Origin of the sequence: Citrobacter sp. MNAZ 1397 (genome assembly GCF_023613995.1) — a bacterium.
Classification (GTDB): Bacteria; Pseudomonadota; Gammaproteobacteria; order Enterobacterales; family Enterobacteriaceae; genus Phytobacter; species Phytobacter ursingii.
The window spans coordinates 216,400-228,550 of record NZ_JAKIVH010000003.1; the positions used below are offsets into that span (position 1 = coordinate 216,400).

Here is a 12,151-nt window from a genome sequence, read left to right on the forward strand (position 1 = left end):
GTGATGAAAGCGCTACGCTGGATGATCATGGCGGCGCTTATGCTGGCGGCGGTGCAGGTGAGCGCCGCCTGTAGCTGGCCTGCATGGGAGCGTTTTAAACAGAGCTATATTAGCGATGGCGGGCGGGTCATCGACCCGAGTGATGCCCGCCAGATAACCACCTCGGAGGGGCAAAGCTATGCCCTGTTCTTTGCCCTTGCGGCGAACGATCGCGATGCGTTTAAAACGCTGCTGAACTGGACGCAAAATAACCTGGCACAAGGGGATTTAGGTGCGCAACTTCCCGCATGGTTGTGGGGGCGGAAAAACGAAACGGAATGGACGGTACTGGATACCAACTCCGCATCGGATGGGGATGTCTGGATTGCCTGGTCTCTGCTGGAAGCCGGGCGGCTGTGGAACATCCCTGATTATACCGGGCTTGGAAAAGCGCTGCTTTCACGCATTGCCAAAGAAGAGGTTATCACCGTGCCCGGTCTTGGCGCCATGCTGTTGCCCGGCAAGGTAGGTTTTGCGGATAACGATGTCTGGCGCTTCAATCCCGGCTATCTGCCGCCTCAATTGGCCCAGTACTTTACCCGCTATGGCGCGCCCTGGACGACGCTGCGGGAGACCAACCTGCGTTTAATTATCGAAACTGCGCCGAAAGGGTTCTCGCCTGACTGGGTGCGTTATCAGAAAAATAAGGGTTGGCAGCTTCAATCCGATAAGTCGCTGACAGGCAGCTACGATGCGATTCGTGTTTATGCATGGGCAGGCATGATGCATGACGGCGACCCGCAAAAGGCGCGTTTGCTGGCGCGCCTCAAGCCAATGGAAACCATGACGGCGAAACAGGGCGTACCGCCAGAAAAAGTCAACGTGGCGACCGGCAAGGCGCAGGGCTATGGCCCTGTGGGTTTCTCGGCGGTACTGCTGCCGTTTTTACAGGATCGTGATGCTCAGGCGGTGCAGCGTCAGCGGGTGGCGGATCACTTCCCCGGCAAAGACGCCTATTACAGTTATGTTCTGACCCTTTTCGGACAAGGTTGGGACGAGCACCGTTTTCGCTTCACCCCTCGCGGTGAGTTACAACCTGACTGGGGCCAGCCATGCGCAAGTTCACATTAAGTTTATTGTCTTTCACGCTCGGCATCTCAGTGATGCCTTTCGCGCAGGCGGCGCCGACCGCGCAACAACAACTGCTTGAACAGGTACGCCTGGGGGAAACCACCAAACGTGAAGATTTGGTACGCCAGTCGTTATATCGCCTTGAATTAATGGCCCCTGATGATCCGGACGTGATTGCCGCGCGCCTGCGCTATCTGCTGCGCCAGGGCGATAATGCCGGGGCGCAGAAACAGATGGATCGGCTGAACGCGCTTGCCCCGAACGCCAGCGCAACCAAAGCGTCGCGCATCACAATGGCGCTGTCGACGCCCCAGGGACGGCAGGCGTTACAGGAAGCGCGCTTGCAGGCTGCCACGGGGCATCCGCAGGAGGCCGTGGCCGCTTATGAGAAAATGTTTAACGGCAGTGTCCCGGAGGGCGATCTGGCGGCGGAATACTGGACGCAGGTGGCGAAAGTGCCGGCACGACACAACGAAGCCATCACGCAACTGAAGGCCCTGAATGCCAGTAATCCGGGAAATGCAGATTTGCAAAATACGCTGGCGCGGATGCTGATCGCCGATGGCCGTACCGAAGAGGGTTTTACCGTTCTTGAGCAAATGGCGAAGAACAACACCGGGCGTGATACCGCAGCTACCCTCTGGTATCAGCAGATTCAGGGCATGACTGTCAGCGAAAAAAGCATGGCGGCGCTCAAGCGCTTCCTGAGCGTGTTCAGTGAAGGCGATACGGTGGTAACGGCACGCCAGCAGCTTGATGCACAACAGAAACAGTTGGCGGATCCGACATTTCGGGCGCGTGCCAGCGGACTGGCGGCCGTGGAAGCCGGAAAAGGCAGCACGGCGATTGGCGCATTGCAGGATGCGGTAAGCAAAAATCATCAGGACAGCGAAGCCGTCGGGGCGCTGGGACAGGCTTATTCCCAGAAGGGCGATCGCGCACGGGCGGTGGCGCAGTTTGAACGGGCTATTGCGCTCGATCCTGACAGTGATAATCGTGGCAAATGGGACAGCCTGCTTAAGGTGAACCGTTACTGGCTGCTTATCCAACAAGGCGATGCACAACTGGCGGCGAAAAATCCGGCCCAGGCGGAACGCCTCTACCAGCAGGCGCGTGCGATTGATAATACCGACAGCTACGCGGTGCTGGGGCTGGGTGATGCGGCCATGGCCCGCAAGGATACCGCCGCTGCCGAGCGTTACTATACGCAGGCGCTGCGTATGGACAGTGGCAACAGTAACGCGGTGCGTGGCCTGGCGAATATTTACCGTGCGCAGTCGCCGGAAAAAGCCGATGCCTTCATTCAGTCGCTTAGCGCCAGCCAGCGTCGCAGCATTAACGATATTGAACGCAGCCTGACCAACGACCGACTCGCGCAAGAGGCAGAACGGCTGGAGAACCAGGGCAACTGGGCGCAGGCCGCCGTATTGCAAAAACGCCGTCTGGCGCTGGACCCGGGTAGTGTGTGGGTGACTTACCGTCTGGCCAGCGATTTGCGCTCCGCCGGCCAACAAATTGAGGCCGACGCGCAGATGCGCGAACTGGCGCACAGTAAGCCCGCAGACCCGGAACAGGTGTACGCTTACGCGCTCTATCTTTCCGGCAATAATCAGGAGAGCGCGGCGCTGGCGCACCTCAACACGCTGGCGCGTGACAAGTGGAACAGCAATATTCAGGAACTCTCCGACAGGCTGGAAGCCAATCAAGTGCTGGCACGGGCTAACCAATTGCGCGATACGGGCCATGAACCAGAGGCGATGGCTTTTCTTCAACAGCAGCCTGCTTCGACGCGTATTGATTTGACGCTTGCCGACTGGGCGCAACAGCGGGGCGATAATCCTGCGGCGATATCGACTTATCAGCGCGTGTTAAATCGTGAGCCGAACAATGAAGAGGCGGTACTGGGCCTGGCAGAAATTTACGCCGCCGAAGGCAACCGCATGACTTCCCGCGAACTGCTGGCGAAATTACCGGCTGCCACCCCGACAGCGCCACGGACGCTCAATACCCAACGCCGGGTGGCGATGGTGCAGGCGGCGGTGGGCGATAATGACGCCGCCCGCGAGACATTCAGCGAAATTGTGCCGCAGGCGAAGGGGCTGCCGCCTTCCATGGAAAGCGCGCTGGTGTTGCGTGATGCGGCGCGTTTCCAGGTGCAGGAGGGGCAACCGCAGACCGCGCTGGAAACCTATAAAGACGCGATGGTGGCATCGGGGGTAGCGGCAACCCGTCCTGCCAGTAATGACGAATTCACTTATAAAACCCGGAACAATGAGAACGATGACTGGCTGAAACGCGGCGTGCGCAGTGATGCCGCCGATCTGTATCGCCAGCAGGATGTGAATGTCACGCTGGAGCATAACTACTGGGGTTCGAGCGGTACGGGCGGCTACTCTGATTTGAAAGCCCACACCACAATGCTTGAGGCCGATGCGCCACTGGCTGACGGCAGGATGTTCTTTCGTACCGATATGGTGAATATGGATGCCGGAAAATTCTCGCTTAAAGATGACGGGACCTATTCGCCGCACTGGGGAACCTGTAATGAGGTGGCTTGTGAGGGGGGGGATCGCAGCCAGACGGCTAATGGCGTGAGCGTTGCGGTAGGCTGGCGTAACAAGACCTGGGATATGGATATCGGCACCACGCCAATTGGCTTTAATGTGGTGGATGTCGTCGGCGGTCTGAGCTACAGGAATGATATCGGTGTGATTGGCTACACGCTGAATGTCCATCGTCGTCCGATCTCCAGTTCATTACTGGCGTTTGGCGGACAGAAGGATAACGGCAATGGCGATCATCCCGGCACCACGTGGGGTGGCGTGCGTGCGAACGGCGCCGCCGCCAGCATGAGCTATGACCGTGGCGAGGCGCACGGTGTCTGGGCTTCGTTAGGCGCCGATCAGTTGACCGGCAAAAATGTGGCTGATAACTGGCGAGTACGCTGGATGGCGGGGTATTACTACAAACTTATCAACGACAATAACCGCCGCGTGACCATTGGTCTGAATAATATGATTTGGCACTACGACAAAGACCTGAGCCACTACACCCTGGGACAAGGGGGCTATTATAGCCCGCAAGAATATTTGTCATTTTCTGTGCCCGTGACCTGGCGTCAACGCACGGAAAACTGGTCCTGGGAGCTGGGTGGATCTGCCTCGTGGTCACATTCGCGTAAGAAAACGGAGCGAAGCTATCCGTTACTGAATTTGATTCCTGCGGGTTATCGTACCGACGCCAGCACCGCACTGGAGGAGGGAAGTTCATCCAGCGGCGTGGGTTATACAGCGCAGGCATTAATTGAACGGCGGATTAACCAGAACTGGTCCGTTGGCCTGGGGGTGAATATTCAGCAGGCGAAAGATTACACGCCAAGCCAGGGCATGCTCTTTGTCCGTTATTCTGCCGCCGGATGGCAGGGCGATATGGATATGCCGCCGCAAACGCTGACACCTTACGCCGACTGGTAATAATGAGGATAATTCCTGGGGGAAGCGTGGCGGGAAGCGAGGCTCGCCACATGAAAATTGTGCTTATTATTCCGCGTATTGCTGACGCTTTTTCCTTACAGCGTTGTCGCTGAGGCAATCATGCCTCCCCTTTATCTCAAACTGTCACGATAGGGTATACTCTGGCGGCGGAGTGATATTTTATTGCCCTGCGCTTGTGTATCTCTGGAGAGTGATTTTGCGTGTCAGCCGTTCTTTAACGATTAAACAGATGACTGCGGTTTTTGCCGTGGCGATGGTGTTTATTTTCATTTTTTGCGTCATTTTGCTGTTTCATTTTGTTCAGCAGAATCGCTACAACACGGCTACGCAACTGGAAAGTATTGCCCGCTCGGTACGTGAACCGCTGTCCGAAGCGATACTAAAGGCTGATTTTCCTGAGGCAGAATCCGTACTTAAACAAATCAAACCTGCCGGAGTGGTTATTCGGGCGGATGTGGTGCTGCCAAACCAGTTTCAGGCATTGCGTCTGCGTTTTATTCCCGAGCGCCCTGTGCCGATGATGATTGCGCGGGTCTTTGAACTGCCGATCCAGATTTCATTGCCCATTTATTCCCTGCAGCGCCCGGCCAATCCACAGCCGATTGCCTATCTGGTACTCGAAGCAGACTCCTATCGCGTCTATAAATTCGTGATGAGCACGCTTTCGACGTTGGTGACTGCTTACTTACTTCTAACGCTGATCATTACGGTGGCAATCACCTGGTGTATTAATCGCCTGATCGTCCATCCGTTGCGGAAAATCGCCCGCGAGTTGAGCGACGTGCCACAGCAGGACCAGATCGGGCACCAGCTGGCGTTGCCTCGCCACCATCAGGATGATGAAATCGGCAACCTGGTACGCAGCTATAACCGTAATCAACAAAACTTGTTGCGACAGCATGATGAGCTGAACACCCAGTCCACTCTCTTCCCGGTATCGGAGCTGCCAAACAAAGCCTTCCTGATGGCGCTGCTGGAGCAGGTAGTGGCACGGCAGAAGACCACCGCGCTGATGTTTATCGCCTGTGAAACATTGCAGGATACGGCTGGCGTGTTGAAAGAGTCACAGCGCGAGATGCTGCTGCTCACGCTGGTGGAGAAGCTAAAATCTGTCATTTCACCGCGGATGGTACTCGCCCAGGTCAGTGCGTATGACTTCGCCATTATCGCGCATGGGGTGAAAGAGCCGTGGCACGCCATTACATTAGGTCAGCAAGTACTCACTGTTATCAATGAGCGCGTACCCATTCATGGCATTCAGTTGCGCCCGAGCGCCAGTATTGGCGTGGCCATGTTCCATGGCGACCAGACGGCGGAACAACTTTACCGACGTGCGGTTTCAGCGGCGTTCACATCGCGACGCAAAGGAAAAAATCAGATTCAGTTCTTCGATCCACAGGAGATGGAAGAGGCGCAAAAGCGGCTGACGGAAGAGAGCAACATCCTGAATGCGCTTGATAACCACAAGTTCGCTATCTGGCTTCAGCCGCAGGTAGACCTCGCCACGAATGAGGTGGTGAGCGCCGAAACATTACTGCGTATGGAGCAGCCGGATGGCAGTTGGGATCTGCCGAAAGGGTTAATCGAACGTATTGAGTCGTGCGGGCTAATGGTCACGGTGGGTTATTGGGTCCTGGAAGAGTCATGCCGTTTGTTGTCTGCGTGGCAAGAGCGCGGACTAATGATGCCGCTGTCGGTGAATCTCTCGGCGATGCAACTGATGCACCACAATATGGTGTCGGACATGCTGGAGCTGCTCAATCGCTATCGCATTAAACCCAATACCTTGATTCTGGAAGTGACAGAGAGTCGTCGCATTGATGATCCGCAGGCGGCGGTGACCATTCTGCGCCCGTTGCGTAATGCGGGCGTACGCATCGCGCTGGACGATTTCGGCATGGGGTATGCCGGGTTACGTCAGTTGCACCATATGAAGTCGCTGCCGGTTGATGTGCTTAAAATCGACAAAATTTTCGTTGAAGGGCTGCCCGAAGACAGCAGTATGGTGGCGTCGATTATCCACATGGCGCGAAGCCTGGATTTAAGCATTATTGCAGAAGGGGTCGAAACCGAAGCGCAACGCGAATGGCTGCAAAAAGCGGGTGTGGAAATCGTACAGGGCTTTTTGTTCGATCGCGCCATGACGCCGGAAACGTTTGAAGCGCGTTATTTTTCGACCTCAGACAATGCTGAAAATGGTTGAAATGTTGCTGGCTTGTACGAGTCAGCTCTAATTTCTTAACATCATTGTTTCAAATTTGATGTGAGTATATTTCTGTCATGTTTTCTGGGTGTTATTTTTAAACCGCAGGCGCGAGAAACCCCTAAAAAGCCTGTGGTTTCTACCTCAAGGACACCCTAATGAAAACCTCTCTGTTTAAAAGTCTGTATTTCCAGGTACTGACGGCAATTGCTATCGGTATTTTGCTCGGCCATTTCTACCCTGAACTGGGCGCGCAGATGAAACCGCTTGGTGATGCCTTCGTTAAGCTGATTAAAATGATCATCGCCCCTGTTATCTTCTGTACGGTGGTGACAGGTATCGCCGGTATGGAAAGCATGAAGGCGGTCGGTCGCACTGGTGCGGTGGCGTTGCTCTACTTTGAAGTGGTCAGTACCCTGGCGCTGATTATCGGCCTGATTATCGTCAACGTTGTGCAGCCCGGCGCGGGGATGAACGTTGATCCGTCAACGCTGGATGCCAAAGCGGTTGCGGTATATGCGGAACAGGCCAAAGAGCAGGGTATCGTCGCCTTCCTCATGGACGTAATCCCCGGTAGCGTTATTGGTGCGTTTGCCAGCGGCAACATTTTGCAGGTGCTGCTGTTTGCCGTGCTGTTTGGTTTCGCGCTGCACCGTCTGGGCAACAAAGGCCAGTTGATTTTCAACGTGATTGAAAGTTTCTCGCAGGTCATCTTCGGCATCATCAACTTCATTATGCGCCTTGCGCCGATTGGTGCGTTTGGTGCGATGGCCTTTACCATCGGTAAATACGGTGTGGGTAGCCTGATCCAGTTGGGGCAGCTTATTATCTGCTTTTATATCACCTGTATTCTGTTCGTGGTGGTGGTGCTGGGGTCGATTGCCCGCGCCACGGGCTTCAACATTTTCAAATTTATTCGTTATATCCGCGAAGAGCTGCTGATCGTGCTGGGGACGTCCTCTTCGGAGTCTGCGCTGCCGCGTATGCTCGAGAAAATGGAACGCCTCGGCTGCCGTAAATCCGTTGTGGGGCTGGTTATCCCGACCGGCTACTCGTTTAACCTCGACGGAACCTCTATTTACCTGACGATGGCGGCCGTCTTTATCGCCCAGGCCACCAACAGCCACATGGATATTTTCCATCAGATAACCCTGCTGGTGGTTCTGTTGCTCTCATCAAAAGGCGCAGCGGGGGTGACCGGGAGCGGCTTTATCGTCCTGGCGGCGACCATTTCTGCGGTGGGGCATTTACCGGTAGCTGGTCTGGCGCTGATCCTGGGTATCGACCGTTTTATGTCAGAAGCGCGTGCGCTCACCAACCTTGTCGGTAATGGCGTGGCGACCGTGGTCGTGGCGAAATGGGTAAAAGAGCTCGATCAGAAAAAGCTATCAGATACGCTGAATAATCGTGTATCGAGCGGTAAAACCAGCGAAATCTCCTCTTAATTTCGCTACTTAGACCCGTAGTCCTTGTCGGGCTGCGGGTGCCTGCGCATAATTAACCCCTGGCCCGTCACAATTCAGAACGAATTGCCCGGGATATTTCACTTCGCTGTGTGACATTTTGCGATTCGCGAGGTCTAACAGCGAAGTGTTAAAGTAACTTTTAGCCTCCAGACATGTCGGGGCTGACTTTTTAACCAGGAACGTTGATCAGGGGTTCTCATGCAGGGCACAAAAATTCGATTGTTAACAGGCGGTTTGCTCATGATGGCAGCTGTCGGTTATGTGCAGGCAGACGCGCTCCAGCCCGACCCGGCCTGGCAACAGGGGACACTGGCAAATGGTTTGCAATGGCAAGTCCTGGCCACACCGCAACGCCCCAGCGATCGCATCGAAGTACGTCTGTCTATTAATACCGGTTCGCTCACCGAGAGTACGCAACAGAGTGGTTTTAGCCATTTTCTCCCCCGTATTGCGCTGACCCAAAGCGGTAGCCTGCAACCCGCGCAGGTACGTTCACTGTGGCAGCAGGGTATAGACCCGAAGCGTCCATTACCCCCCGCGCTGGTCTCGTATGAATACACGATGTTCAACCTGAGCCTGCCGAATAACCGTAACGATTTGCTCAAAGAAGCGCTGGTCTGGCTGTCAGACAGCACCGGGCGACTCACGATTACGCCGGAAACGATTAATCATGCGCTGGCCAGCGAAGATATGGTGGCGACCTGGCCTGGCAACACCAAAGATAACTGGTGGCGCTATCGCCTGAAAGGTTCGTCCTTGCTGGGCCATGATCCGGCCGAACCTCTTAAGCAGCCGCTGGAGGCGAAACAGCTCCAGGCGTTCCATCAGAAATGGTACACCCCGGACGCGATGACGCTGATTGTGGTGGGTAATGTAGATAGCCGGGCGGTTGCGGAACAGATTAACAAGGCGTTTGGCGATCTGAAAGGCAAGCGCGAAACACCGGCGCCGATGCCGACCTTATCGCCGCTACCGCGTCAACCAGTAAGTATCATGACGGATTCTGTGCGTCAGGATCGCCTCTCCATCATGTGGGATACCGCCTGGCAGCCGATTCGTGAATCTGCAGCGTTGCAACGCTACTGGCGCGCGGATTTAGCCCGTGAGGCGCTGTTCTGGCACGTTCAGCAGTATCTGGCAAAAACCAACGTCAAAGACATTGGTCTGAGCTTCGACTGCCGGGTGTTGTTCCAGCGCGCGCAATGCGCAATCAATCTTGATTCGCCAAACGATAAGCTGAACAGCAACCTCGATATCGTGGCCCGCGAGCTGGCGAAAGTGCGCGATCGCGGCCTGCCGGAAGAAGAGTTTGATGCGCTGGTAGCGCAAAAGAATCTTGAGCTCCAGAAGCTGTTTGCCACGTATGCCCGCACGGATACCGACATCCTGATTAGCCAGCGTATGCGCTCGCTGCAAAACCAGGTGGTGGATATCGCTCCCGAGCAGTATCAAAAATTGCGTCAGAACTTCCTGAGCAGCCTGACGAAAGAAATGCTGAATCAGGATTTACGTCAGCAGCTTTCGCAGGATATGGCGTTGGTATTGCTGCAGCCGAAAGGCGAGCCGGAGTACAACATGAAGGACCTGCAGGCGAGCTGGGAAGAGTTGATGTCTTCTGGTGAGCAGAATGCCGCGCCAGCAAACGTAGATGATGCCCATCAGGATGTGTCGGATATTCCGCCGCAGCAGTAACCTGTGTGGACATTCCCGGATGCGGCGTAAACGCCGTATCCGGGCTACCAAACGTTCAGGCCGCACGAAATAGTCCCCTCTCCCTGTGGGGCGAGGAATCCCCACAAAAATGCGAGCACGGACAGTCCCCTCCCCCTTGAGGGAGAGGGCCAGGGTGAGGGGAAAAAGACCTGCCCCGGACAGGAGGCAGGGAAAACCTTAGTTCGGCATGGCGTCGCGCGGAATGATCGCGCCACGGTATTGAATCACCGTGCTGGCGGTTAAATGACCGCGTCTGGCGGCAGCTTCGGCATCACCACCGGTCAGGCGCACCGCCAGATACCCGGCGCTGAATGAATCACCTGCTGCGGTTGTATCCACCACTTTCTCTTTTGGCAATTTCACCGCCGGCACTTCTTTCAGGGCTTCTCCCTGGATTGCGACCAGACACGAATCCGCGCCACGCTTAATCACGACCTCTTTTACGCCAGCCTGTTGAGTGCGCGCGATAACCTCTTCCACTGGCTGTGCGCCCCACAGCAGGTCTTCATCATCCAGCGTCAGGAAGGCGATATCGGTACAGGCGAGCATCTGCTGATAGACCTGACGGGTCTCTTCTTTGCTGGCCCACAAACGCGGACGGTAGTTATTGTCGAAAATCACCTGACCGCCGTTTGCGCGGCATTCCTGTAACAGCGACAGCAGCTTGAGACGACTGGCCGGACTTAAAATCGCCAGGCTGATACCGCTGAGATACAAATAATCAAAGGTCGCCAGTTCTTCACAAATGGCGGCAGACTGCTCGCTTTCCAGCCAGAATTTTGCCGCTGCTTCGTTACGCCAGTAGTAAAAGGTGCGCTCGCCGGTATCATCGGTCTCGATGTAATACAGGCCCGGCAGTCGATTTTCCATGCGCTGCGTCAGGCTGGTATCGACGTTTTCTGCCTGCCAGGATTCCAGCATTTGTTGGCTGAAGCTGTCGGTACCCAGCGCAGTGACGTAGTGCACGGATAACGCCGGAGCGTCAACCTGACGGGCGATATAAACCGAAGTATTGAGTGTGTCGCCACCGAAACCGCGATTCACTTCCGCGCCTTTTTGTGACAGTTCAATCATGCATTCGCCGATCACGGCAATTTTCTTTGACATAGTCCGGAACCTGAATCAGATAAGTTAACGGTAGTGTGCGTTGTGCGCGTTTCGTGGTCAACCATATTAAAACGACGTTCCATTATTTTTTTGACACAGAACGTATTCTCTGCTGATTCCGCAAAGTGCTTTTTCATTTTGCGTAGGTCATGGAGGTAAAGTTCTCCTCTTATGGGCCGATAACCCAATGACGAGAGCTCCGGGGCTACTCATTTTCAACAGGAAGAAGAAATGAAGTTAAAGCAGGTAATCCAGCGGCTGAACTACTCCGAGGCGAGCATAGAAAGCCTACAGGAACGTCGTTTTTGGCTGCAGTGTGAGCGTGCTTATACTTACCAGCCTATTTACAAAACCGATGGTCGCCTGATGGCGGTGGAGGTGCTGACCATTGTGACGCATCCGAGCCAGCCCGATCAGCGTATCCCGCCGGACCGTTATTTTTCTGAGGTCGCGGTGCGTCAGCGTGTGGATGTAGTACACGAACAGATCGCCCTGCTGGCCAAACAGAAAGACTTTTTCGAGCAGCACGGCGTGCTGGCATCCGTCAATGTCGACGGCCCTACGCTAATCGCAATGCGCTCGAATAAAACATTAAGAGCCCTCATCGAAACCGTACCGTGGATCCGTTTTGAACTGGTAGAGCATATCCGTCTGCCGCAAGACTCCACATTCGCCACGATCAGCGAAATGGGGCCGCTGTGGCTGGATGATTTTGGGACCGGCATGGCCAACTTCTCGGCACTTAGCGAAGTGCATTATGACTACATCAAAGTATCGCGCGATCTGTTTATTATGCTGCGCAAGACGGCGGAAGGACGCAACCTGTTCACGCTGCTCATTCAACTGATGAATCGTTATTGTCAGGGCGTGATTGTTGAAGGTGTTGAAACCCTCGACGAGTGGCGCGACGTTCAGAATTCTCCGGCTTTTGCCGCACAAGGCTACTTCCTTTCGCGCCCGGTTCCTCTGGATACGCTGGAAAACGTATTGCTGGAGCTCTGATCGCAGGCAACCCCTTTCTGCCAGCCTCGGCTATCTTTATGACAGGCAAGGCAATA

At 55.1% G+C, this 12,151-nt stretch carries 7 protein-coding genes; 6 read left to right on the forward strand and 1 reads right to left on the reverse strand.

Annotation, left to right across the window (positions count from 1 at the left end; genetic code table 11):
- Positions 1-3: 3 nt before the first annotated feature.
- The 5 genes from bcsZ (at position 4) to L2097_RS18245 (ending at position 9,965) form a co-directional block, all read left to right on the forward strand.
- Positions 4-1,110 (forward strand): cellulose synthase complex periplasmic endoglucanase BcsZ, encoded by a 1,107-nt coding sequence (bcsZ, locus tag L2097_RS18225; RefSeq protein ID WP_250353521.1) that lies wholly within the window; start codon positions 4-6, stop codon positions 1,108-1,110.
- Positions 1,092-4,583: a cellulose synthase complex outer membrane protein BcsC gene (bcsC, locus tag L2097_RS18230; protein WP_250353440.1), complete on the forward strand. Its 3,492-nt coding sequence runs from the start codon at positions 1,092-1,094 to the stop codon at positions 4,581-4,583. The genes bcsZ and bcsC overlap by 19 nt, the downstream gene beginning before the upstream one ends.
- A gap of 217 nt (positions 4,584-4,800) precedes the next feature.
- The gene (gene hmsP / locus L2097_RS18235; protein WP_047372699.1) at positions 4,801-6,807 is read left to right on the forward strand and encodes a biofilm formation regulator HmsP; all 2,007 of its coding nucleotides are present in this window, start codon (positions 4,801-4,803) and stop codon (positions 6,805-6,807) included.
- 158 nt (positions 6,808-6,965) lie between these two features.
- The gene (locus L2097_RS18240; RefSeq protein WP_047372700.1) at positions 6,966-8,252 is read left to right on the forward strand and encodes a dicarboxylate/amino acid:cation symporter; all 1,287 of its coding nucleotides are present in this window, start codon (positions 6,966-6,968) and stop codon (positions 8,250-8,252) included.
- A gap of 219 nt (positions 8,253-8,471) precedes the next feature.
- On the forward strand, positions 8,472-9,965 hold the full coding sequence (locus L2097_RS18245; RefSeq protein ID WP_047372701.1) for a M16 family metallopeptidase: 1,494 nt from the start codon (positions 8,472-8,474) through the stop codon (positions 9,963-9,965).
- Positions 9,966-10,163: 198 nt separating this feature from the next.
- On the opposite strand, the gene kdgK is transcribed toward L2097_RS18245, so the two are convergent.
- Positions 10,164-11,093, reverse strand: a complete 930-nt coding sequence (kdgK, locus tag L2097_RS18250; protein WP_047372702.1) for a 2-dehydro-3-deoxygluconokinase — start codon at positions 11,091-11,093, stop codon at positions 10,164-10,166.
- 231 nt (positions 11,094-11,324) lie between these two features.
- On the opposite strand from kdgK, the gene pdeH reads away from it, so the two are divergent.
- Positions 11,325-12,095 (forward strand): cyclic-guanylate-specific phosphodiesterase, encoded by a 771-nt coding sequence (gene pdeH / locus L2097_RS18255; protein WP_047372703.1) that lies wholly within the window; start codon positions 11,325-11,327, stop codon positions 12,093-12,095.
- Positions 12,096-12,151 lie beyond the last annotated feature (56 nt).